Genomic DNA, 24,152 nt, shown 5'->3' with positions numbered 1-24,152 from the left:
TCGCTCGGGGCTCCTCCCCGATCACATGGCCGTCACATGAGAGGCCTCGGCGTTCATCGGTCGTTGGTTTAGTTGTGTGATTTGATTTAGTGTGTGTTGAAGTTGTCGCGTGCCAGGATTTCACGCCAGTAAGCGAGCATGTCGGCGAGCGTCTGCCCAGTCGAGAACCTTGGGGCCCAGCCGGTTGCGGTTCGGAGCTTGGTGGCGTCGGCGACGAGGAGGGGTTGGTCGACGGGGCGGACGCGGGCGGGGTCGACGTGGACGTCGACGGGGACCCTGGCGAGGGAGGCGAGGGTCTGGAGGGCGTCGGCGATCTTGGTGCCGACCCCGGTGCCGAGGTTGTAGATCTCGCCCGACTGGCCGCGGACGGCCAGGAGCCGGTAGCCGCGGACGACGTCGCGGACGTCGGTGAAGTCGCGGACGATTTCGAGGTTGCCGACCTCGACGCGGGGCTTGCGCCCGGCCTCGACTTCGGCGACCTGGAGCGCCAGGGCGCTCAGGACGTATTCGGGGGCCTGGCGGGGGCCGGCGTGGTTGAACGGACGGGCCATCACCACGTCGGTGCCGTGCGAGAGGTAGTGCTGGACGCCCAGGAGGTCCGCCGCCGCCTTGCTCGCCGAATACGGGTTGTTCGGCCGCATCGGGCAGGATTCGGAGACCGGCAGGAACTCCGGCGCGGGGTTGCCGTAGCAGACGCCCGAGCCCACCACCACGACCCTCGGGGATAGGCCCGACGCCTTGACCGCCTGGAGCAGGTTCAAGGTGCCCCCGAGGTTCAACTCCCAGGTCCCTCTCGGGTCGGAGACGCTCTTCTGCGGGTTCGCCTGCGCGGCGAGGTGGTAAATCACCTCGGGATTCTTGCGCCCAATCAGGGCGGCTAGGGCATCCTCTGGCATCCGGACCAGGTCGCACGGCTCGATCGTCGCCAATTTCGAGAGGTCGGCCAGTCCCGCCGGCCAGCGCCCCGAGGTGGAGAGGCCCTGGACCACGTCCCCTTCCTCGGCGAGGTGCTCGGCCAGGTGGCCCCCAACGAATCCCGAGATCCCGGTCACCAGAACTCGCATCAGCCCCTCACGTCCTCAAGAGAATCGGCAAACGTTCGTGCGAATGGGGCGGATCACGCCCACGTCGCATGCACCGGGAGGCGTGTCCCCGTTATGGACGGTTCACCTTAGCCAGGTTACGTGGGAACTGCAACTCACCCGGCCCGCGCTGGCTCAACGAGGCGACACCGGGCCTTGAAAATTATGCTCATGTCCGAAAACGGCTGCGCCGGGCGCCACGGGTTCCGTCTTCGGACCCCGTGCGGATCAGGCCCGGCCCAACGCCTCGATCCCCGGAGGAGGCTCCGATGGACGGTCGGAATCCCTGAATCCGCGAGCCCTGCGGACAAGCCCGATGTCGCCGGCCGGGCTTTTTCCGCACGGGGTCCGAAGACGGAACCCGTGGCACTCTCAACCTCTGCCATCGCACCGACTTCGTCCCAAGAGCCGACTGGGTTTCGGGAGGGACACTCAGACGATGTAGCATTGCCCCTGCTGGAGCGGTTCGATGATGGCGGGGTTGGCCTTGAAGTCGTCGGGGTAATGGATCAGACGCATCTTATCCCGGATCGAGGCCGGGAGGGCGGCGAGCTTTTCGAAGGGGGTATGGACCGTCGATTCGGGGTGGGTGGTGGTCTCGTGGACGATCAGGTCGGCGGCGGCGAGCCAGTCGATCAGGGTGGGGTCGAAGGCCGAATCGGCGCTGAAGGCCAGGGTCCGGTCGCCGACCCGGATGCGGAAGGCCGTGGTCGGGATCGGGTGGATCGTGGCGCGGCATTCGATCGAGAACGGGCCGGTGGTGACCGGGGCCGAATCGCTCAGGGGGGTCAGATCGAAGAACTCGTCGAACCGCCGGGCGACGGGTGCCCCTCCCGACCCTTCGTGGACCTCGCCCATCCCCGCGGAGAGCTGCCCGTCCCAGAGTTTGGCCGAGACGCGCGGGTGCATCAGGAGCCGGGCGCGTCGGCCGAGTACGTAGTAGGAGTAGTAGCCGAAGTCTTCGAGGCCCGAGCTGTGATCGGCGTGGAGGTGGCTGACGGCGACGGCGCGGATCTTGTCCAGGTCGAGCGGGTAGCCGGCCGCGGTCGAGGCCTCGCGGAGCATCTTCCGCACCGGGTGCGGGCACTCGAGCAGGATCCACTCGTCGTCCACGCCGAGGGCCAGGCACGTCGTGTAGTGCCGCGCGCTGAAGGCGTCCCCCACTCCCAGCGGAATCAAGCGGACTTCGCTCATCGCGGCACTCGAAGGGGGAAGGAGAGAAGGATCCGGCCGGGTCGGGATGGGAGCCGGGCTCACCGCCTCGCAACGGCCGGGTCGTCCAGGACTGAGGCCTCTGTTTGGCATCATACCACGGCGGTCGGCCGTGGATAGCCACGCGGTTCGGGGGCATACGTCAGCCCCCCCTGGGGGAAGACGCGGACTCGAGGGTTGGCCACACCCCGGAGGGCGTCCTCGGCGGCGCTCCAGAGCTCGCCCTGGTCGGCGAAGAGCCGGATCGGGCCGAGGCGAGGGCCGAGGCGCTCGCGGAGCGGCGGGGCGTAGACGAGGACCGTCCGGTCGACCACCAATTCGCGGGCCCAGCCGAGCAGGAATGCGCTGGGACGTCCGAGGGCGGTGACGAGCCGGCTCGCCGCCGCGAGTCCTCGGCGGATCGCCCAGGCCCCCACGGCCCCGGATGCGGCGATGGCCTGGAGCGAGGGCATCGGCACCGAGCGGTCGATCTCGCCGGGTGCCGTCCAGAAGAACCCGACGAGCACCCCGCCGGGCCGGGTCGCGGCGCGATGCTGCAAGAGGACCTTGAAGCTCTGCATCGGGTCGCCCGGCCACGGGTGATTCCCCGCGACGATCAGGTCGGCCGGCGGCGCGTCGGGGGCCCGAAAACGGCGCCGGACTTCGGCCGAGAGCCCATCCTGGACCGGGTCGGGATGCCCGGCCGAGACACGAAGAACCTGGCCAGGGGCCCCGAGCAGGTGGCTGATCGACGTGCAAGGTCCGAGGAACCTGGCCGCCGACCGGATCGCCTGGCGCATCGGGTTTTCGGAAGCGTCGCCGCCGAGGAGCTTGCCGGCGTCGGCCGGGCTCAGGCCCTGGCGGTGCAAGGCCCCGAGCGTCGACCGGTGGCTCGTCCCGGGGAAGATCAGCTTGTAGCCGCCGCCGAAGCCCGCCTGGAGGTGCGGCAAGACCGAGCCGATCAGGACCCTCAGACCCGCCTCGGCGACCGGGCGGAAGACCCGCACCTGCACCCCCTGGGGCGTCGTGCCCAGCTCCGCGTAGGCCGAGAGGTCGTCGACCGGCGGACTGAGGCAGCGGTAGGCCTCGACGACCTCGTCTCCGACCCGTGCTCGCATCGAGGCGTCGTCCACCGCGTGGTGCCTCCCGACGCCCACGCTGATCGTGACATCCTCGCGACGCACCCCCGCATCATGGAGTCGGCGAAGGACGATGGGGAGCGCCTCGCGGACCGGCGTCCACCGCGAAGGGTCGTCGACCACGATCGCCACGGTCGTCCCCGGCGCGACCTGGTCCTCGAGTCGGCCGCAGCCGAGGGGCGCGTCGAGGGCTTGCTCGAGGGCCCCGGGATAGTCGTCGATCAGCCCGTCAAGGTCGGGTCGGACGACGTCGGGTTCGGGCCAGGCCGGGGGGAGCTCGAGCGGCAAGGCGTTGTGCCAACCCCAGGGAAGGACGACGGAGGAAGATGGAGGCACGGGAGAGGTTTTCATGAGAGAGGTTCCCCAGGCCGCGGGGGCGCGTCGATGACAATACCCGAGGGCCGGCCCTGGCCTGTCGCGCCTGCTCGGCGGTCGACGGTCTCGAAGGGAAAGGAACCTCGCGGGTCCCAGGCTAATCCATCCCCGCCGCCATCGCCAGGCCGGGAACGCTCGTGAGACCCGCAGGCCCTGACGAACGCCCTGTCGTTGGATGGGGTGCGAGCGGTAGGGTTGCGCGGAACGTGCCTGTATTGCCGATTATTCGTCTCGTGGGCAAAAGAAGGGTTTTGTCGATTGTCTGGATTTGTGCCCTGATTTCCGTTCGGGTTGTCGCAAAGTAAGGGCTTGGGGCGAGTCGATGGAATGTGCTGGTCTGCTCGGTATCGCGCCTCTCCCTACTCGGCTGCGAGTTTCGGGCGTAGGCGGGCCTTCGCTTCGGACGGCGAAGCTTGTCCCGTCGAATGAGATCACGGATTGAGGCCGGCCCACCGAGGGCGGCCTTGCCCTTACCGCATCGGTGGTGTCATGGATCGACCAGGACGGCGGCGGAGCGTGGCGTATCGACCGGTCGGCGAGCCGATGGAAGGGCGACTGCTCTTGAGCACGATCCCGCCGTTCGTGGATCGTCGACACCCCTACCTCCACCCGGCCAGCGCCCCGGCGGTGACCAACCCCAACCGTCCGATCCTACCGGCGGGCGCCTCGTCGAAGAATGCGACGTTCATCGACCCGTCCGCCCGCATCACCAACGGTGCTCACGTGATGGTCGGCAACCGGACGTACATCGCCTCGTACTCCACGCTGAACGCGAGCACCGGGTTCATCAAGATCGGCAAGGGATCGAGCATCCTGTCGAACGCGAGCATCCTCAGCAATCCCACCAAATCGCGCAAGCCGACGACGAGCGTGCGGATCGGCGATCTCGTCCAGGTCGGGATCGGGGCAACGGTGACGGGGCCGAGCACCATCGGGGCGAATGGGGCGACTGCCAAGCCGACCATCATCGGGCCGAACGCCGTCATCAACGGGGCCACGGTGCAGCCAGGCGCGATCGTCGGGGCGTTGGCGTACGTCGGGCCCGGGGTCACGGTCCCCTCCGGCTTCCGGGTCCTCCCCGGCGTCAGCATCACCAGCAGCGCCGAGGCCTCCGATCCGGCGGTGGGCAAGGTAGTCCCGGTGACGACCTCCGACAGCAACCTGGCGAACCAGATGGTGGCCAACGCACAGGCCCTGGCCGCGGGGTATGCCGCGGTCTATCAGGGGAACTCGGCCACCGGGAACTTCGGGGGCGGCGGCATCGTCACCGCGCCGAACTCCAATGGCACGTTCAACGGCAACCTCGCGACCATCGAGGGGGCGGGGGCCGAGCCGGGTTCGGCGCTCGTCTCGTTCGAGCCCGCCTCGGGCTCGCCGACATTCCTCGCGCCGATGGGCCAGCAGCAGCAGGGGCTCCTCGTCGACTTCCCCGCACGGGTCACGGGTGCAGTCGCCTTCCACCAGAAGGCGGGCGACGTCGCGAACAGCCTGGGGCGAGGCGACTCGATCCTCGGCGACCAGGGCCAGCCGATCACCATCGGCTCGCTCCGCAAGCTCGGCAACGGCGTGACCATCACGTCGCCGTTGGGGAGCGGCTCCGGCCCGGTCGTGGCCGGCGGACCCGTCACCATCGACCAGGACTTCTCGGCCGACGACAACGCCGTGATCCTCGGCGGCCAGGGGATCTCCATCAACATCGGCGACAACGTCAGCGTCGGCGCGGGGGCCGTCCTCTCGCGGACGTCCGTGGGTGCCAACGCGACCATCGGGGCTCGTTCCTACATCGAGAACTCGTCGATCGCCGCCGGGGCGAACATCGCCCCCGGCACGATCATGATCAACAACGTCGTGGTCGGCACCGTCCAGTCGTGACACCGGTCCGCCGGGTGTCGGCCGTTTCGCCTTATCGCGACCGGCTCTTGATCTCGTGCCAATCGCCTGGTTGGAGCACGACCGGCTCCGACTTCGTCTCCTTCCGGACCCGATCGGCCCAGGCCTTCTCGTCCTGCGCGATCGGGGGGAAAGTGTTGTAGTGTATCGGCATCACCGCCTCGGGACCGATCAGGTTGACGGCGCGGAGCGAGTCGTCGGGGCCCATCGTGTAGTAGTCGCCGATGGGCAAGATCGCGAGGTCGACCCCTTCCTCCCCGATCAGCCTCATGTCGCCGAAGAGCGCGGTGTCGGCAGCATCATAGACGGTGGTGCCGTCGGCGAAGGTCAGGAGGAATCCGCAAGGGTTCCCCCCGTAGGTGCCGTCGGGCAGGACCGAGCCGTGGAAGGCGAGCGTCAGCTTGACCCGACCGATCCCTTCGAACCCGAGTCCTCCGCCGTGCTGGAGCCCGTGGACATCCTTCAAGCCACGCTCCGGCGCCTTGAACCACTCGGCGATCTCGTAGTTGGTCAGGACCGTCGCGCCGGTCCGTCTCGCGATCGCCACGGCGTCGCCCACGTGGTCCCCGTGCCCGTGCGAGATCAGGATGAGGTCGGCCGGCACCTCCTCCGCCTTCGCCGCCGCTTTCGGGTTCCCGGTCAAGAACGGGTCGACCAGCACGTGCCGACCGTCGGTCTCGAACAGCAGGCACGAGTGCCCCAACCACTGCACGCGAGTCGCCATCGCCGCCCCCTCTCCTCTCCGGTTCCGGGCCGATCCTGAGATCGAAACGCGGGGCCGGAGTCCCCTCGCCATCCAGTCCCCATCGGCCTGAATCAACCACAAGGAACGAACGCTGACAACCCCCCGCCCTGCCCTCGATGGAGTGCCCTCGGCCTGGCTCGCCTCCCGAAACTGATCGAGCCGAACGGCGAGGCCCCGAGTAGACTGGGCCGTTCCGGGCCCTCGAGGTCTTCGCGGAGTGGGACGGGATCCGGACGTTTTGCCAAAGGGCGAGGTGCTTCCAGAGGAGTCCGTGCGGATGAGCGACGTCGAGAATCCCGCCGAGGCCTCCCCGCGGATCCGGGAACTGGAGGCACAGGTCGCCGAGTTGCAACTGCGGCTCGCGGGGTCCGAGGCCGGTCCCCCTCCCCCTCCCCCTCCCACTCCCCTCGAGTTGAAAGCGCTCCGGATCTCGACCCAGGAGTGGACCCTGGGTTGGGGGCTGCGACCCTCCCCGGCGCGTCGGCACTGGATGGACCAATCGCCGTATGCCTACCAGTGCCTCCCCCTGGTGTCGGCCAACCAGTGGGGCTGGCAGATTCTCTGCCCGACCGACGTCCGCGTCACCTGGGACGGCAACCCGGCCCCTTCAGGCCTCCGCGTCGAGGTCGACCCCCGCTACACGCCCGCCGTCGAGAGCCGATTCGGCTCGGGGATCGTGACGTTCACCCCCCCTTGGCTTTTCCGCACCTCCCCCGGTTGGAACCTCTATTCCAAAGGTCCTGGGAACCGCTGGAAGGTCAACTGCATCGCCCTCGAAGGCCTGATCGAGACGTGGTGGTTGAACTACACCTTCACCCTGAACTGGAAGGTCGTCGAGCCCGGCACCGTCGAATTCGCCAAGGGCGAGAGCCTCGGCCAACTCGTCCCCGTCCCCCACTCGACCTTCCGCAACGCCTCCGCCGTCGAAGCCCCCGTCACCGTCGACCCCGCCACCGCCAACGAGTTCCTCCGCTGGCACGAAGCCCGTCTGAAGCTCGTCGCCGACAACGCCCAGACCCACCACCTCTACCGCAAAGGCGAAGGGATCGAAGAGCATCTCGTCAAGGTCCCCGTCCCCCCTTTTGTCTCCCACTGGCCGGATGGAGAGGGTGAGGCCCCTTCAAAGTCTCCAGAGACTCCTCGATGAGCTTCATCGCCTTGGTCTGCTCGAACGACTCACCCGCCGGGAGGGGGCCGAGCTTCGCGTCGAGCTCCTCGAGCTCTCGCTCGTCAGTGTCAGTTAGGTTCGGCCTGGTTAGGATCTCCTTCCTCTTTGCGAGATAGGAATCTAATTCGGGCGGGCGAGCGCTCACGAGGCCGAGGAGGTCGCTCGTCAGGATCTGATCAATCCGTCATCCGCGACGGTTACACGCACGGTGATTTGTGAATTTTTGCTCCGGGAAATGCTGTCGGCAAATGAAATGTACTTTTTTGATAAAATAATGTAAATTGTGAGTTTAGTGCGTGGGTTGCCTGCGCGTCGCCTGCCGGTGGGATCGTCTCCGCGAGGCGAGCGATGTAAGCAAGCACCTGGAGCAGGGTCGTCTTCCCGGTCCCGTTTTCCCCCAGCAGGATCGACCAGCGAGCCGGACCGCCTTGGCCGTCGGAGAGGTCGAGGGTCTGCGGCTCGCCGAAGCAACGCACGTTCGACAGGGTGAGCGACAGGAAATACGAAGCCAGGGCCGAGGGCTTCTCGGCCTGAGTCGTCCGACGTGGGGGCTTCGATGCCTTCGGCTTGTGCGGTGCCTTGCCCATGTTCTGCCGCCTCGGCTACGCGTTGACAGGTCCTCGTTCATGCCCTCAGGGCATGAACCGGTCGAGGTCTTCGCTCTTGGCGACGACGGTGACGCCTTCTTCGGTGACGGTGAGTCCTCGGGCGAGGTCGGCGGCGCGGTCCCAGCCGATCTCGAAGCCGGGGGGGATCTTGACGTCCTTGTCGATGATCGCGCGGCGGATCCGGGCGTGGCGGCCGACCTCGACGTGGTCGAAGAGGATCGAGTCTTCGACGAGGGCGTAGCTGTTGATCCGAACGCCGGGGGAGAGGATGCTGCGGAAGACCTGGCCGCCCGAGACGATCGCCCCCTGGCAGACGATCGAGTTCAACGCCGCGCCGCGGCGGTCGGGGTCGGTGTGGACGAACTTCGGCGGGGGCATGGGGGGCTGGTAGGTGTGGATCGGCCAGTCGCGGTCGTAGAGGTTCAGGATCGGGTCGATCTGGATCAGGTCCATGCTCGTCTGGAAGTAGGCGTCGAGCGTGCCGACGTCCCGCCAGTAGGCCGCCTGCTTGCGGTTCTCGTCGCGGAAGGGATAGGCGAAGACCCGGGAGTTGGCCAGCATCGCCGGGATGATGTCCTTGCCGAAGTCGTGCGAGCTGGCCTCTTTCTTGGCGGCGTCCTGGAAGAGGAGCTCGTACATCACGTCGGTGGCGAAGACATAAATCCCCATCGAGGCCATGCAGAGCTCGGGGTTGTCGGGCATGCTCGGGGGATTCTTGGGCTTCTCGAGGAAGCTGGAGACCCGGCCGGACGGGTCGACGGCCATGACCCCGAACTCGCTCGCCTGGGCCTTCGGCACGGGGAGGCAGGCGATCGTCAGGTCGGCGCGCCGGTCGCGGTGGAAGGCGATCATGTCGGCGTAGTTCATCTTGTAGATGTGGTCGCCGGCCAGGATCATCGTGTCGCGAGGGGCCGCCTTCTCGATCGTGTAGACGTTCTGGTAGATCGCGTCGGCGGTCCCCTGGTACCACGACTCGGCGATTCGCTGCTGGGGCGGGATGACCTCGATGTACTCGTCGAGCTCTCGGGAGAGGAACTTCCAGCCCTGGTCGATGTGCCGGTTCAGGCTGACTGCCTTGTACTGGGTCAGGACGAGGATTTTGCGGAGGTCGGAGTTCAGGCAGTTCGACAGGGTGAAGTCGATGATTCGGTAGATGCCCCCGAAGGGGACGGCCGGCTTGGCCCGGTCGCGAGTCAGCGGCTCGAGGCGAGTCCCCCGGCCTCCGGCGAGGACGATGGACAGAACGTCGCGATGCACCGGGGAGCACCTCCGCGTGAGGATCGGGGACCGAGGCCGTCCCCCATTGTGACGCCAGGTGCGGGGCAAGCCAACGATTTCTTCGGCAGAACGGGGGCCGTCCGCTCCCCCTTCCGGATTTTCCGGGGGATCTGATAAACTTCGGGGCCGGAGCGCCCCGGCCACCGGGGCCCAACTGGACCTTGCCCTCGTGGAGTCGCCCGTGACCGCCCGCCCCACTCTCCCCGCCCGGTCCTGCCTGGCCTCGATCGTCGTCGCAGGACTCCTCCTCGGCACCTCGGCCCATGCCGCCGACCGCCTCAAAGAGATGCAGGCCGCCAACGTCGCCAACGCCAAGACGAAGGCGGAACGCCCCTACCACTTCGGCTCGCAAGGCCCCGGCGACGTCTTCTCGAACCACGGCAGCCACTCGAACCGGCTGATCCCCTTCTATACCTTCGGGCGTAAGATCCGGCTCGACGCCGTCACCGGCCCCAACAGCATCTATCGTAACCCCGAGAAGCTCCGGGCCCTCTACGGGTTCCTCCCCGAGAAGACCGTCAACCCCGAGGCCGAGTACGCCGACCAGAGCGACCTCTTCCGGGTCCAGCGCGACGCCGTCGCGCGAGGGGTCAAGCACCTGTTCATCGTCTGGTTCGACGGCATGGACTGGCCCTCCACCCAGGCGGCCGCGGTCGCCAAGACGGGCAAGGTCTATACCGAGGGCAAGGGCTCAGGGCTGATCTTCCAGGAGGATCCGACGGGCGGCTCAGCCCAGTTCGGCTACTACGTCACCAGCCCGACCCACGACAAGAACACGCCCGACGTCGATGCCCAGACCGTCACCATCGACACGGTCAAAGGCTTGCCGGGGGGGTACGACGCGAGGATCGCCGGCCCGAACCCGTGGACGCTCGGGCCGCTCGGGCCCAAGGCACCCGGCTATCTCAAGGGGCAGTCGGGACACGAGGCGGACCGCGCCGGAGTGCTAGCGGTCGGAGGCGTCTTGCACGCCTACACCGACTCGTCGACGAGTGCCGCCGAATTCGTCACCGGCGTGAAGGCCTATAACAACGGGATCAACGTCGCCGATGACGGCCACCTCGTGCCGACCCTCTTCCGCCAACTCCAGGCCGAGGGGTGGAAGGTCGGAACCGCGACGAGTGTGCCGTTCAACCATGCCTCCCCCTCCGCGATGTATGCCCACAACGTCGACCGAGACGACTACCAGGACCTCGCCCGCGATATGCTCGGACTGTCCGGCGTCGTCCAGCAATCGCGCAAGGATGAGCTCCACCCCGGCCTCGACGTGGTGATCGGCATCGGGTTCGGCCAGGAGGCCCCCGCCAAGGCTCTCCAGGCCCAGGGCAAGAACTCGGTCGCGGGCAATGCCTACATCACGGACGCCGACAAGGCGGCCATCGACGTCAAGAACGGCGGCAAGTACGTCGTCGCCCAGACCACACCCGGCCTGAACGGGGCGAAAGGCCTGGCGGAGGCCGCCTCGGCCGCCGCCAAGCAAGGGACGCGGCTCTTCGGCCTCTACGGCTCGAAGACGCTCGGGCACCTCCCCTACCAGACCGCGGACGGCCATTTCGATCCCGCCCCGGACCTCAACGGCAAGGCCGAGGCCTACAGCGCCTCCGACCTCGACGAGCAGCCGACGCTGGCCGACATGGCCCGGGCCTCCTTGACCGTCCTTGCAGCAGACCCCAAGACGCCGTTCGCGCTCTTCGTCGAGGCCGGCGACGTCGACTTCGCCCTCCACTCCAATAACCTCGACAACGCCGTCGGGGCCGTCTACAGCGGCGAGGCGGCGATCCGGGTCATCATCGACTGGGTCGAGAAGAACAGCAACTGGGACGACTCCGCCATGATCGTCGCCGCGGATCACGGGCACTACCTCGTGATCGACGACATCAAGGCGATCGCCGGTTCCCGATAAAGAACACGTTGATGAGAACGGTGGGAGGACTCCGCTCCTCTCGCCGGCTCCAAGCTCCCCCCAACGAAGGGCCACCTGCGCCGATGGGCAGGCCCCCCTCTTCCTTCGCACCTCAAATTTTCCAGACTGCCGGATGCTCGACAGGTCTGTTCGTTCCTCCTGACAGAGACACCGGATCTTGCCATCCGACGTCGATACCCGGACATTGGATCGAGTCATTGAAGGTGACGACAGGTATAGGATGATGCGTTTTGTCAACACGACTCGCTGAGGTGGGATCGCGGCCTTAATTCGCCCCAACATATGTCAGGGATTGGCTTAAGGTTTTTGTGGCTTGGGAGTTGTGGGTGGTTTTGCGGGGGGATCGGCGGGCGCCGAGAGGGGTTTCTCTACTAAGGGCTTGCCGGCCGAGTGGGCGTGCTGGAGAATTGGATTGCGATGGCTCGATGACCGTGCCATGGATCGCCTTAAGGGAACGAAGACGGATTCCTGACCTTTGATTAATGCCTGAAGACCTCGGCTTTAAGCGGTTTAAGCTAAGCCCCGCCACGTATCGATATTTCTTAGATCTAATTCGATAGGTCATGGGCTCGACGAGATCGGGCCGCGTTCGGCGTCCGTCACCACATTCGGTCGGCCAGGGCCCGGGATCCCTGTCTGAATGGTGTTGGGGACATCGGAGGGGCAAGGCGTCTTCATGCTGGATTTTCTGGCCCGCCTGTTCGACCCGTCGGGGTTCGTCCCTCGGAGAGTCTGCGGAGACTGGACGCCTGGGCTGATCCGGCTCCATACGATCTCCGACTCGCTCATCTGGCTCGCGTACCTCGCGATCCCGGTGGTCTTGATCTATTTCACCGGTCGTCGCCGGGACGTGCCGTTCCGGGAGATGTTCTGGCTGTTCGGCCTGTTTATCCTGACGTGCGGGTTCGGCCACTTGCTGGAAGTCTTGGTCTTCTACGTGCCGATCTACCGGTTCATCGGGCTTGTGAAGCTGGCGACCGCGCTGGCGTCGTGGGCCACGGTGATCGCGCTGGTCCCCGCGATCCCGAAGGCCCTGGCGATGCCGAGCCAGGGCATGCTCGAGCGTGAGATCGCCGAGCGGCGCCGGGCCGAGCGGGACCTTTCGCGGGCCAGGGACGAGCTCGAGGACCGCGTCCGCGAGCGGACCGCCGAGTTCAAGGCCCTCATGGAGGCGGTCCCCGCCTTCGTCTGGATCGCCCACGACCGCGACGGGCTCCGGATCACGGGAAACCGGGCGAGTGACGAGCTGCTCCGCATCGCGCCCGGGGCGAACGCCTCGAAGTCGGCGCCCGAGGGCGAACGCCCGACGCATTTCCGGTTCGCGCGCCAGGGGATAGAGATCCCGCCGGAAGATCTCCCCGTCCAGAGGGCCGCGCGTGGGATCGAAGTTCGAGGCTACGAAGAGGACCTGGTCTTCGACGACGGGACCAAGCTTCGGCTCTTCGGCAACGCGACGACGCTCTACGACGAGCAGGGCCGACCTTGCGGGGCCATCGCCGCGTTCGTCGACATCACCGAGCGACTCCAGGCCGAGGAGGAGCTCCGGGCCAGCCAGGGCTGGCTCGGCCGCGCTCTCGCCGCCGCCCAGATGGGGACGTGGGAGTGGGACCTCGTCACGAACCGGCTCCACTGGTCGTCGGAACAGGAACAGCTTTTCGGGTTCGCCGAGGGGGAGTTCGACGGCCGCTTCGAGACCTTTAACCAGTGCGTCCATCCCGACGACATCCCCGAATGGTCGCGGCGGGCGGCGGCCTACCGGGCGAACGGGGGGCAGCTCCGTTCGGACTTCCGGATCCTCTTGCCGGACGGCTCTGTCCGATGGATCGAAGGGGTGGGCGACGTGGTCGCCGGGGATGATGGGCGGCCGACGCGGATGGCCGGAACGGTGAAGGACATCACCGCGCGCAAGGCCGCGGAAGAGGAGCTTCGTCGCGCCCGCGACGAGCTCGAGGTCCGGGTCGCCGAACGTACGGCGGAGCTCGAGGCCGCGAACCTCGCCCTCCACGAGGGCGAGCGGCGGTTTCGAACGCTCTTCGACCAGACCTTCCAGCTCGTCGCCCTGCTCGATCCCGACGGGACCATCCGGGAGGTCAACCGGACCGCCCTCGACTTCGCCGGGCAAGGGCGCGACGACATGATCGGGCACGCGCTCTGGGATCGCCGGGGATGGGGGACGACCCCGGAAGCGGGGTCGCTGCTCGAGGCGGCCCTGGCCGGTGCGTTGGCCGGCGGCTTCGCCCGGCACGAGCTCGAGGTCCTCGGCGCCGACGGCCAGGTCGCGACGATCGACTTCTCCCTCAAGCCCATGCGCGGCGAGGACGGGAAGGTCGAGATGCTCATCGCCGAAGGACGCGACATCACCGAACGAAAGCGGGCCGAGGAGAAGTTCCGCGGCCTCCTCGAGTCCGCCCCCGACGCGATGGTGATCGTCGACGCCCGGGGCCGGATCGTCCTGGTGAACTCTCAGACGGAGCGGCTCTTCGGCTACGACCGCGCGGAACTTCTCGGCCAGGCCGTCGAGATCCTGGTCCCCCCTCGCGTCCGCGACCGGCATCCTCATGCCCGGAGCAGCTACTTCGCCGACCCGGTCCCCTGGCCGATGGGCGTGGGGCACAACCTCTACGGCCTGCGCAAGGATGGGCGTGAGTTCCCTGTTGAGATCAGCCTCAGCCCGATGGAGATCGAGGAGGGGATCCTCGTCAGCAGCTCGATCCGCGACATCACGGAGCGGAAGCGGGTCGAAGAGCAGTTGATCCGGTCGAACCGGGAGCTCGAGAGGTTCGCCTACGTCGCGTCGCACGACCTCCAGGAACCGTTGCGGATGGTCGCCAGCTTCACGCAGCTCCTGGCCAGGCGCTACCAGGGGCGGCTCGACGCCGCCGCCGACGAGTACATCGGCTTCGCCGTCGACGGCTGCCATCGGATGCAGCAATTGATCCAGGATCTGCTCCATTATTCCCGGATCGGCACGCGCGGGAAGCCACCCGAGCCGGTCGACTGCGACGCCGTATTGAAACGGACCATGGTCGACCTCGGCGCGGCCATCGCGGAGGCCGGGGCCACGGTCACCCAAAGCCCGCTGCCGACGGTGCTCGCCGACCCCACGCAGCTCGGCCAGCTCTTCCAAAACCTGGTCGGCAACGCGATCAAGTTCCGGGGCCCTTCCCCCCCGACCGTCCGCGTCTCGGCCGAACCGCAGGGCGACGAGTGGGTCTTCTCCGTCCGAGACAACGGCATCGGCATCGACTCGAAATACTTTGAACAAATTTTCACGCTCTTCCAGCGGCTCCACACCCGGGAAGAATACCCCGGCACCGGCATCGGCCTGGCGATCTGCAAGAAGATCGTCGAGCGGAACGGGGGCCGGATCTGGGTGGAATCCGAGCCGGGCCGGGGGACGTGCGTGTACTTCTCGCTGCTCGAGAGATGTGAGTCATGAAGCCTGAAATCGCAACCGAGCCCGTCGAGATCCTCCTGGTGGAGGACAACATCGGGGATGTCCGGCTCACGCAGGAAGTCCTCAAGGAGGCCAAGGTCATGAACCGGCTCAGCGTCGTCCGCGACGGGGTCGAGGCGATGGCCTTCCTCCGCCGCGAGGACGCCCATGCCGAGGCCTCCCGCCCCGACCTGATCCTGCTGGACCTCAACCTCCCCAGGAAGGACGGCAGGGAGGTCCTGCAAGAGATCAAGTCCGACCCGGCCCTGCGGCGGATCCCGGTCGTCGTCCTGACGACCTCCGAGGCCGAGGAGGACATCCTGCGGAGCTACGATCTGCACGCCAACTGCTACATCTCGAAGCCCGTCGAGCTCGGGCGTTTCATCGATGTGGTCCGTTCGATCGAGGATTTCTGGCTGACGATCGTCAAGCTGCCGGCGCAATGAGGTGCCCCGTGAGTGTCCAAGGCTCGGAGATCGGAGTCCTCCTGATCGAGGATAACGTCGGCGACGCCGTGCTCGTCCGCGAGTATCTCTCGGACGCGGGGCCGGGCCGATTCCGGTTCGTCCATGCCGGCCGGCTCGACGCCGGGCTGCGGCGGCTTGAAGAGGCGGGCATCGACGTCATCCTCCTCGACCTCTCCCTCCCCGACAGCCATGGGTTGGACACCTTCCGCGCCATGCAGGCCGCGGCGCCGCACCTGCCGATCATCGTCTTCAGCGGGCTGAACGACGAGGACGTGGCCACCGCGGCCGTCAACGAGGGCGCGCAGGACTACCTGGTCAAGGGGCAGATGTCCTCCACGTCCCTCCTGCTCCGCTCGATCCACTACGCCATCGGCCGGAAGCGATCCGAGGAGGATCTGAGGCGGGCCAAGGCCGAAGCCGAGGCCGCGAACCGGGCCAAGGGCGCCTTCCTCGCGAACATGAGCCACGAGATCCGCACGCCGATGAACGGCATCGTCGGCATGGCGGAGCTCCTGATCGACACGACCCTCGACCGGCAGCAGCGCGAGTTCGCCTCGATCATCCAGACCAGCGCCGAGGCCCTCCTGACCGTCATCAACGACGTGCTGGACTACTCCCGGGTCGAGGCGGGCAAGCTTTCCCTCGAGCGCGTCGCGTTCGACTTCGAGAAGGTCATGGAGGAAGTCGTCGACCTGCTGGCGCCCCGGGCTCATCAGAAGGGTTTGAACATCCATTGTCGGGTCCCCTCCGACCTCCCCGAACGCCTCCTCGGCGACCCGGCCCGGCTCCGCCAGGTGTTCGTGAACCTGGTCGGCAACGCGGTCAAGTTCACCGAGTACGGCGAGGTGAGCCTGGACGCGCGGATCATCGACCAATCGAATGCCGGTGTGACGATCCATCTGACCGTAAAAGATACCGGGGTCGGCATCCCGCCGGAGCGGCAGGCCCTGATCTTCGACAGCTTCACCCAGGTCGACGACGGGACCCATCGCAAGTATGGCGGGTCGGGCCTGGGCCTGGCGATCTGTCGGCAGTTGGTCGAGTTGATGGGGGGCCAGATCGGCCTCGAGAGCTCGCCGGGCCGTGGGAGCACCTTCTGGATCGACCTGACCCTTCCCAGGGCCCAGGACGAACAGGAAGGGGCCCATCCGCATGTCGATCGCCTCATCGGCTCGAGGATCCTGATCGCCGACGGCAGCGCCACCACTCGGCGGATCCTCCGCGAGTACCTCCGCGCCTGGGGATATCGCGTCGAGGAGGCTCGCGACGGCCTCTCGGCGCTCCAGCTCCTTCGGACGGCCTCCGCCGTCGACCCGTTCGCCGTCGCCATCCTCGACTCGTTCCTCTCGGGCAAAGGGGGCGATGCGCTGGCGAAGGTCGTCAAGAGCGACCAGGGGATGACGAAGCTCCGGCTCGTCTCCCTCTCGCCGCTCGGCGCCCGGGCCCCCAGCTCCGGCGCCTTTTGCGCCACCATCTCCAAGCCGATCCGACGTTCCCAGTTATACAACGTGCTCGCCGAGCTCCTCGCCGAGGACGGCGAGCTGATGCACGAGGAGTCCCTGCTCGAGCCGCCGGACCTGCCGAAGCTCCCCAGGCTCCAGGTCCTGGTGGCCGACGACAGCGAGATGAACCGCAAGGTCGCCTCGATGATGCTCGAACGCCTGGGCAGCCGGGCGTTCACCGTCGTCAACGGCCTCGAGGCGCTCGACGCGGTGGAGAACGGGGCCTTCGACCTGGTCCTGATGGACGTCCAGATGCCCGAGATGGACGGCCTGAAAGCGACGGAGGCGATCCGCAGTCGCGAGGCCGGGTCGGGGCGTCGGACCCCGATCCTCGCCATGACCGCCCACGCGCTCGAGGACGACCGCCGGCGCTGCATGGCCGTCGGGATGGACGGGTACCTCCGCAAGCCCGTCCGCCCGGGCGACCTGTACGACGTCCTCCACTTCTGGAGCCGGCACACCCACCGCCCCGACGAGGACGAGTCCACCTCCCCTGCCCCCTTCGACGAGCCGTCCACGGCCTTTCGCCAGGAGTGGCTGAACGAGCACTGCGGGGGCGACCCCGACTACCAGCGAGAACTCGTCACCCTCTTCCTCGGCGAGGCCGCCCGCTCGGTCGCCAACATCGCCTCCGCTCTCGAGGCCGGCGACAGCACCCGAGTCCGCGAAGAGGCGCACGGCCTCAAGGGGATCAGCCTGACCATCGGCGCCGAATCCCTCGCCAAGGCCAGCCGAAACCTCGAAGAGCTCGCCAAACAGGGCCAGCCCCAGGCCGAGCGCAGCCACTTCAACCGCCTGCAACCCGAGTGGATCCGCCTCCGCGACGAGTTGAGCGTACGCTACTGTCGCTGACGGCGTCTCCGATCGGCCCTTTCAAGGTTGAGCGGCAGGGTTCTTCCGCTCTATCATCATCGTCTGGTCAAGCACACTCTTGACTTCGAGAGCCTCCCAAATGCACTCCTTCTTCGGGGTGGGATCGCGGGCTGCCGCGCGCGGCGTGCTCGACGCAACGCCGCACCGTCCGAGGCCGGCGGTTGCGACCGCCTAGCCTTGCCCTCGAAGAGTGCGGATAATCACGGGCGCCCCCTCCCCTTCCCACTCACGTCGGCCGATACAGGAGCGCCTCCATGTGGCGTCAAAGAGGACACGGTCGAGACCGTTGGATGATCGTTGTCGTCGTGGCCGCCTTGGCCGGCGGTGCAACTTCGGCTTCGGGCCCATTATTTGCTTGGCTACCTCCGCAAGGCGGAGGGTCGCGACGCGGAGGCGGCGACGTGTGTCGTCGGCCGACGCGACTCAGTCGGTGTAGCCTCGTGACGTGGTCGGAACCGGCTGTTCGTCCCGACGGAGGACTTCCTTGGCTTTACGGCGAGCGCTTCTGATTAGCTTCTGCAAGAGCTTGCCGCCGTACTCTGTGTGCATCCCCATTCGACAACGCCGGCAACTGCACCCCTTCATGTGGTTGCCCATGCCGACTGCCCCCCCATCGCCTAACGAATGAGAAGAGCTACGACGTTTCGTATACTCCTGTCATACCGCTTTTGTTTACGGGACGAGCGAAGGATCCGCGAAGGCGTTTGCAAGAGCATTCGGGACGGATCCCATCGCTCGATACTATTTCTCTCCGCATTCGGCAAGGGCCATCAGGGCGTATGCCGTCCCGGTGTGGGTTATGTAGTGGATACTGTCAAGGGTCGGCGAGCGGGTGAACCATCGCCCGCTGGCGCGCTGGTGCGTCTTGAGCCACGCGATCCCCCGACGCACCGGCTCGGCGTCGGCGGCCATCCCCGACTGCCGCAAGATATAGACCACGAACCCGGTACCATAGCCGTCGCTGGGGGAATCCTTCGGGTTCGGAGTGCCATCGCGGCGGGTGAACTGCCCGAGCGAGGTCAGGCTCCATCCGCCGTCTGGCCGCTGCCGGGCCAGGAGGTCGGCGACCGTCCGTTCGCGTTCGGGCTTGTCCATCAGCCCGTCGAGACCCATCGAGGCCCAGAGCAGCATCGCCCGATGATGGAGATTGGGGGCAGGTGTGGAGCGGAGATAGCCTCGGACTTTCTCGATGCCCTTCTGCGCGGCGACCGTGGATTTGTAGTCGCCGGGCGCATGGCCCACCGCGACGGCCCCGAGGACGATCCCGTAGTAGTCGTCATCCTCCATCGGCGGATAGTCGCAATCGAACCACGTCCAGCCCCCATCGGCCCTCTGGACCGTCCACATGCGATCCAGGGCGGTGCGGGTCAGCGGATGGAGCGTCCCCGTCGAGGCGCGGTCATGGAACGCCAGCGCGGTGGCCGTGGCGACGATCTCACCATCGCCGATCGGCCGGGCTCCCTTCTGCGGTCCATCCCAGCCGGAGACCCTCGACTCGAAGAACGCCCGCACTTCGGTCAGTTCGGGCGATGACTTTTCCTTCTCCACCATCGGGCCGGCCATCATGTGGGCGTAGTTGGTGTGGCAGGTTCCGCACTTTCGACGCCGGGTCCAGTCGAGCGAGACGGTGTCCAGGAACTGAGCACCACGACCAAGAGAGAATTGCTCCGCCATCGGCTCCGAGTCAGAGTTGGGCGAGAGCTTCGTCGGCTCTCCTCCTCGAGCCCCGAGCGCCGGGAAGAGGACCAGGGCCGCGATCCACAGACATGTTTTTCGGAACATCGGGTCGATCCTCTCGAAGCGGCCAACTTGGTTTACCCAACCTCATTGTTGTGGGCGTTGCGGTGCGAGCTTGGGCGATTGACCCACAGCCCGATCAGCGTGAGTGCCGAAGTGATCTGAAGACAGCCCAGGAACCAGAACGGCGTCGTCCACAGGATCATGCCTGTGGGGTTGGTGAGCAGAGTCGCCCCGTCTTCGCGTCGGATGACGTTTTGCGCCCCCAGCGCCTGTTCCTCGCCGACAACATGGATGAGGAACCTCATCAGATCCTGAGACCACCACAGAGTGGCGATCCCGACGATTGGTAGAACGACGGCTTGGACCAAGATCAGTGATCCGAGAAAAACTGTTTTTAACATCGCAGTCTCGCAGAAAATGATCCATAAATAAATGGTGAGCACTCAATTATAGGTAGGGTTCTCTGGCTTGCTCAACCCGCTAATTCAGCAACAGGGCGAGGTAGCACGCGCAGACTACTGAGATGCCGAGCCAGACCGACCCGGTGAGGCGGCCGAGGCGATCCGTCCCTGTGGGGCATGGGCGGCAGACGCCGCACAGCCTCATCGTCACCCAGGAGCAAAGCACGCCCGAGCCTGTCAGCAAGCCGCCAAGGAGATGAGCCTTCAAGTCGTAATCATCACCGGATGCCTTTACGTCCCAGATGGAGGTCGCCAGCATCGACACGGAGACCACAATTGTCGCGGCGACGATGGCGGACGCGATCAGGCACGCGACGAACCCCGGCTGTCGCCTCAGACGTCGCCAAGGAGGGCGGGGTCTGGCCCATTGAAGTAACAGGCAGGCCGGGGTCCAGCCCGCCACGAACGGGACGACGAACATCGCGACCGTTTCCACGAGGAACTCGAACGCACCTCCGGGCGATGGGGTTCTCAACTCGTTCAGAAATACCGCCCAGAATTGCCCCGCGGAGATGCCGGGGGTGGTCAACCGGACGAAACCCATGCCCGCGGCGAGCCCGGCGATCAGGATCATGCCGTCATTGATGGAATATCTGCGATCACCGCCAACGTTCATGGCTCGTCATCCCTGCCCTCACGGCTCTTATCCCGGCCACCTGCTGTCCGCCAGCGCTTCGCACCACTTCCGCTTGCCCTCGTTCAGCCAGCCGTATCGGGTCTGTTGATTATCCTGCGGAGCTGTCTATTCGATCCACAAATCGTTGCAGGCTTGCTCATAGCTCTGTTCCAGATCCAGAGGGACAACCAGATCTTGGCTTAGCCAGAGTGGCAACGTCGGCAACGGTTCTCCCAGGAGGAGGACATGGGACCATGCTTGAAGCAGCGTTCGTTTATTTTGCCTGATCCAGCGACACGAGGCTGCGTAGATGTGCAACTCCGGATCAACTAACGTCGGGTCGGCATGGCCGATTGTGGCCATTAGATCGCTGTAAAGGTTGAATTGTTTGACCGTTACCAGATCAACGATGCTGACCGCCACGCCGTTCTGGAGTAGCGATAGACACTTGGCGACGAAGATATTGCGATGTTCGGGGCGATCCTTGTTCGCTGGACTGACGATCTCAATGGCCGCGACCAGGTGCCGCCCGCGTCTCGTATCGAAGATCCGGACTTCGTACTCGTCGTTGTCAGGCAGCTTCGTTTCCACCATCACGGTAGGCTGAGACGGCGCCCATCCAACGGTTGGCGCCCCTCCATTCCCTTCTATCAATCCGGACAGCCGCGGGGCTACGTCGTTTTCGAAGGCCGCCACGTCGATCTCGAATTGGGAACCAGTATGGACACGCGGCTCGGCGACATATCCGGCCGGGAGGCGCTTTCGCAATTGCTGGACGATGACCGCCGGCCATTGGCCATGCAGGCCCTCCCATGATGTCGTCAAATCCAGCGGCGGTCGAAAGTGATCGCGGAGCGGCATGACACGAGTCTCCTACCCATATTCTACCGGCCTTTGGCGATCATTCGAACGGCGTCTCTCCTCTTCAAGAGCGTTCGGAGTTCGGGAATCGACCGGCGACCCAGGATGTGAGAGGCTGTCTGGTAAGTCGAAGTCTTGTAACCTGCGATCGTGGAGCGAGTTAAGGAAGTCGATGCCTGCCCGAGGCATTTTCCTATGCGTAAGTCCTGTCCCTCCGATCTTGGCGACGAACAGGATAGCCTCTTATCCCGGCCACTTGCTGTCCGCCAGCGCTTCGCACCACTTCCGTGGGTCTTCACCGAGGTCCTTGCCGGTCTTCCGTCGAAGGGTGGCGATGATCTCTCTCACGGCATTCCGCCTCGCCCGCTCGACCATGCCATCAATCCGAGATCCAACGACTTGTTTCGTCCCTGACGGATAATACCACACTGTATGGAGCAGCTCATTGGCTCCCGCATCCTTGGTCTTCGACTCGATGGCCTGCTGACACATCTGCTCGAAGACCTTCGTCTGCTCGTCGGCCATGCCAAGGTAGATGGTGTTGAGCCCGAACTTTACGAAGAAATAGGCGAACAGGATCGCGAACAAGGCGGCGATGGCCCAAGGGACCTGGTGCCTGGATAGTTGGAGTCTCATTGAAGTCGCCTCCGGTTAGGATCGGGCCCTTCTCTGAAGACCTGTCGGCGGGAGGTCGTTTGCCGAGTCAGATTTGCGGAATCTCAAAAGCTTTGGAAGTCGATGACGAAAACGTCAGGAGGGGCTTTCCGCCTCGAGCTTGGAAGGATCCCGAACGCTCGCATGACTCTGCGGGATGCCACCGACAGCAGCCCATCTGCCGATTAGTCGCCGAGCCCTGCGAGGAGCTCCTTTGCCCATTCCGGCTGCTCGATCACGGCGATGAGGAGGGTTTCGAGCGACTTCGCGGGCAGGCGAGATACGTGCATGAGCATCTCCGCCAGGGGGCGCCCAGCGGGCAATACGGCGAGGAAACGCCGCCAAAGTTCGCCCCCGGTCTGGAGCATCCAAGGTTCGAAATCGACGCCGTCGGCCGATGAGACCACCTGACCGTAGGTCTCGTCGGATAGATGGATGAGGCCGTGGAGGCAGATCAACTCGGCAGTCCCCTTGACGAGCTCCTTGGTCAGGAGCTGCCAGTTCGTACCCCGTCCTACCACCGCCAACGCCCCGCCGCGGCGCATGACCCCGCCGTACCCGACCACGCCGGCCCTGAAGACCGTACCGGCGACGGTCCGGGGAGGTGTCACCGTCCCGAACGCGACCTCGGCCGTCAAGTCGCCATCGAGCCGGTGCGGGGGGATCCCCCAAACCATCGTCACGGCCTTCTTCGAGAGCTCGATCAACGCCTGCTTGTGGCGAGCCTCCCTCCGGCGGAGGCTGCTGGTTACGAAAAGCACCCGGTACGGGAAGCAAAACCGCAGGCCCCACAACCTCTTTTCGGCACAACGGTCGCAGCCCTTCTGCCGCGACACCGCCGCCAGCATGCCCCCGTGGCGGGACAGGACAGGGTGGCCGAAGAACAGATGCTTCGGGTCCGACGCCGCCCGCTTCCAGAATCGCGTTGGACTGCCGAGGAGCAACGAGGCGTCAAGGCTCCAGTATTGGAGCAGGTTGATCAGCGCGTACTCATCGTAAAGCGGAACCAATCTTGGATCGATCGCGTCGAGCTCGTCGCGCACGAGGTGATGGGCCGTCATGCCCGCGTGCTGGGCGGCGCCCTGGATCAGCCAGTTGAGCGTGAATCGCTTGTTGATCTCGTCGCGGAACGCGCTCACCGGCATGAGAGGGCCTTCGGCTCGGGCATAGGTCGCGTGGCTGGCCAGTCCGGATTGAACGGGTCCAGCTTACGCTCAGGAGGCGCCTTTTCGGGTGCAGGCGCCTCCTTGGGCTTCGCAGGCGGCGCGACCGGCTCGGTTCGTGGCATGTCCAGGTCCCTCGCTCTCGCAACGTATCTGCCGATCAAGATGACGGGCCGGGTCACATAAGGCAAATTCGCCCGCTAAGCAAACATTTGCTAGCTGTATGATCGTCAAAGTGAAAGAGCCGTCCAAGCGTCGGAACAGGCTGAGGTCAACGATCGATCCTTGCCGCTAGGTTTGTCCACGCATTGCCAGATCGGCAATCTCCTGGTTGGTTGGCTCGCGATCTTTGGGCAATTCCGGGACCAAATCAGGCCAATAGATGAGATCGGTTCCCGACGGATGTTTGCAGTTCACCAGGAACAATTCGAGATAGAAGATATGGTCCGCGATCACTTCAAAGGCCGACACCCTCGAAACGATTTCCACCATCTCGTCTCGAGAGAGTCCTGAGTCGGGAGTGAGGACTTGCCGGTAGAGGATTCCTCGGACCCAATCTTCGTGGTCCTCCGCTTTGTAGATTCCCTGGAAATCCTCGATCGGGATGGTCGTCCCGGCCAGCCTGTTGAACTCATCGAGGAATTCATCGAATTCTCCGGCACGCGCACCATCAAGCCGATCGGCGAGGTGTGCCAATCGGTGAAGCTTCGACTCGTCAAGCGCCGGGGGCGTCAACTCGGGCCGCAGTTCCATCGCAGTCACCATCTCTTTCTGATGGTTATCAAGCAATCAGGACTTACCTCAGTTTGTCCGTTATCTTGTGAAAGAAATTTCAGGAACGCACAGGGCGAACCTATGTTCCGCACATCCGCCCTTCATTTTCTCTGAATTTCTTTCGCCTGTACTCGCGATCGGTGCACTCAACGAAGACTCGCCGTGCCAGCCTTCGGCGGGCGCTGTCCCTATGGACCGTGGCTAC

At 65.6% G+C, this 24,152-nt stretch carries 19 protein-coding genes; 6 read left to right on the top strand and 13 right to left on the bottom strand.

The genetic code is table 11. The features are described 5' to 3' along the window. Window positions 1-86: 86 nt before the first annotated feature. The 3 genes from ACYOEI_RS21325 to ACYOEI_RS21315 all read right to left on the bottom strand — a co-directional run bounded on the left by ACYOEI_RS21325 (window position 87) and on the right by ACYOEI_RS21315 (window position 3,763). The gene (locus ACYOEI_RS21325) at window positions 87-1,064 is read right to left on the bottom strand and encodes a GDP-mannose 4,6-dehydratase (protein WP_462851592.1); all 978 of its coding nucleotides are present in this window, start codon (window positions 1,062-1,064) and stop codon (window positions 87-89) included. Window positions 1,065-1,514: 450 nt separating this feature from the next. Next, the gene (locus ACYOEI_RS21320) at window positions 1,515-2,276 is read right to left on the bottom strand and encodes an MBL fold metallo-hydrolase (protein WP_462851591.1); all 762 of its coding nucleotides are present in this window, start codon (window positions 2,274-2,276) and stop codon (window positions 1,515-1,517) included. Window positions 2,277-2,386: 110 nt separating this feature from the next. Further along, window positions 2,387-3,763: a lactate racemase domain-containing protein gene (locus ACYOEI_RS21315; protein WP_462851590.1), complete on the bottom strand. Its 1,377-nt coding sequence runs from the start codon at window positions 3,761-3,763 to the stop codon at window positions 2,387-2,389. Between the two features lie 540 nt (window positions 3,764-4,303). On the opposite strand from ACYOEI_RS21315, the gene ACYOEI_RS21310 reads away from it, so the two are divergent. Next, a complete protein-coding gene (locus ACYOEI_RS21310; protein WP_462851589.1) occupies window positions 4,304-5,659 on the top strand; it encodes a carbonic anhydrase/acetyltransferase in 1,356 nt (451 codons plus the stop codon). Between the two features lie 31 nt (window positions 5,660-5,690). Here ACYOEI_RS21310 and ACYOEI_RS21305 read toward each other — a convergent pair whose 3' ends face one another. Continuing rightward, window positions 5,691-6,401: a metal-dependent hydrolase gene (locus ACYOEI_RS21305; protein ID WP_462851587.1), complete on the bottom strand. Its 711-nt coding sequence runs from the start codon at window positions 6,399-6,401 to the stop codon at window positions 5,691-5,693. Between the two features lie 298 nt (window positions 6,402-6,699). Between ACYOEI_RS21305 and ACYOEI_RS21300 the strand changes: the two genes are divergently transcribed. After that, on the top strand, window positions 6,700-7,569 hold the full coding sequence (locus ACYOEI_RS21300) for a DUF6065 family protein (protein ID WP_462851586.1): 870 nt from the start codon (window positions 6,700-6,702) through the stop codon (window positions 7,567-7,569). Window positions 7,570-7,787: 218 nt separating this feature from the next. Here ACYOEI_RS21300 and ACYOEI_RS21295 read toward each other — a convergent pair whose 3' ends face one another. Continuing rightward, window positions 7,788-8,177: an AAA family ATPase gene (locus ACYOEI_RS21295; protein WP_462851585.1), complete on the bottom strand. Its 390-nt coding sequence runs from the start codon at window positions 8,175-8,177 to the stop codon at window positions 7,788-7,790. A 45-nt stretch (window positions 8,178-8,222) separates the two neighbouring features. Continuing rightward, entirely contained in the window at window positions 8,223-9,455 is a 1,233-nt protein-coding gene (gene glgC, locus ACYOEI_RS21290; RefSeq protein ID WP_462851584.1) for a glucose-1-phosphate adenylyltransferase, read from the bottom strand. A gap of 202 nt (window positions 9,456-9,657) precedes the next feature. Here glgC and ACYOEI_RS21285 point away from each other — a divergent pair, with 202 nt between their 5' ends. The 4 genes from ACYOEI_RS21285 to ACYOEI_RS21270 all read left to right on the top strand — a co-directional run bounded on the left by ACYOEI_RS21285 (window position 9,658) and on the right by ACYOEI_RS21270 (window position 17,657). Further along, complete coding sequence (locus ACYOEI_RS21285; RefSeq protein WP_462851583.1) at window positions 9,658-11,379, top strand: alkaline phosphatase; 1,722 nt, start codon at window positions 9,658-9,660, stop codon at window positions 11,377-11,379. Window positions 11,380-12,040: 661 nt separating this feature from the next. Then, window positions 12,041-14,839, top strand: coding sequence for a PAS domain-containing sensor histidine kinase (locus tag ACYOEI_RS21280; RefSeq protein ID WP_462851582.1), 2,799 nt, complete (start codon window positions 12,041-12,043; stop codon window positions 14,837-14,839). Continuing rightward, window positions 14,836-15,282: a response regulator gene (locus ACYOEI_RS21275; protein ID WP_462851581.1), complete on the top strand. Its 447-nt coding sequence runs from the start codon at window positions 14,836-14,838 to the stop codon at window positions 15,280-15,282. Before ACYOEI_RS21280 ends, ACYOEI_RS21275 begins: the two co-directional genes overlap by 4 nt. 8 nt (window positions 15,283-15,290) lie before the next feature. Then, window positions 15,291-17,657 (top strand): response regulator, encoded by a 2,367-nt coding sequence (locus tag ACYOEI_RS21270; RefSeq protein ID WP_462851580.1) that lies wholly within the window; start codon window positions 15,291-15,293, stop codon window positions 17,655-17,657. Between the two features lie 762 nt (window positions 17,658-18,419). Here the strand turns inward: ACYOEI_RS21270 and ACYOEI_RS21265 are convergent. The 7 genes from ACYOEI_RS21265 to ACYOEI_RS21235 form a co-directional block, all read right to left on the bottom strand. Next, complete coding sequence (locus ACYOEI_RS21265) at window positions 18,420-19,460, bottom strand: squalene--hopene cyclase (protein ID WP_462851579.1); 1,041 nt, start codon at window positions 19,458-19,460, stop codon at window positions 18,420-18,422. A 32-nt stretch (window positions 19,461-19,492) separates the two neighbouring features. After that, complete coding sequence (locus ACYOEI_RS21260) at window positions 19,493-19,723, bottom strand: hypothetical protein (RefSeq protein ID WP_462851578.1); 231 nt, start codon at window positions 19,721-19,723, stop codon at window positions 19,493-19,495. Window positions 19,724-19,898: 175 nt separating this feature from the next. Next, complete coding sequence (locus tag ACYOEI_RS21255; protein ID WP_462851577.1) at window positions 19,899-20,495, bottom strand: hypothetical protein; 597 nt, start codon at window positions 20,493-20,495, stop codon at window positions 19,899-19,901. A gap of 126 nt (window positions 20,496-20,621) precedes the next feature. Then, entirely contained in the window at window positions 20,622-21,356 is a 735-nt protein-coding gene (locus tag ACYOEI_RS21250; RefSeq protein WP_462851576.1) for a DUF4058 family protein, read from the bottom strand. A 243-nt stretch (window positions 21,357-21,599) separates the two neighbouring features. Beyond that, complete coding sequence (locus ACYOEI_RS21245) at window positions 21,600-21,992, bottom strand: hypothetical protein (RefSeq protein ID WP_462851575.1); 393 nt, start codon at window positions 21,990-21,992, stop codon at window positions 21,600-21,602. A gap of 203 nt (window positions 21,993-22,195) precedes the next feature. Next, a complete protein-coding gene (locus ACYOEI_RS21240; protein WP_462851574.1) occupies window positions 22,196-23,155 on the bottom strand; it encodes a hypothetical protein in 960 nt (319 codons plus the stop codon). A gap of 309 nt (window positions 23,156-23,464) precedes the next feature. Further along, entirely contained in the window at window positions 23,465-23,869 is a 405-nt protein-coding gene (locus ACYOEI_RS21235) for a hypothetical protein (protein WP_462851573.1), read from the bottom strand. Between the last annotated feature and the right edge of the window lie 283 nt (window positions 23,870-24,152).

This window comes from Singulisphaera rosea (assembly GCF_054877945.1).
This window is presented reverse-complemented; position numbering and strand designations above follow the sequence as displayed.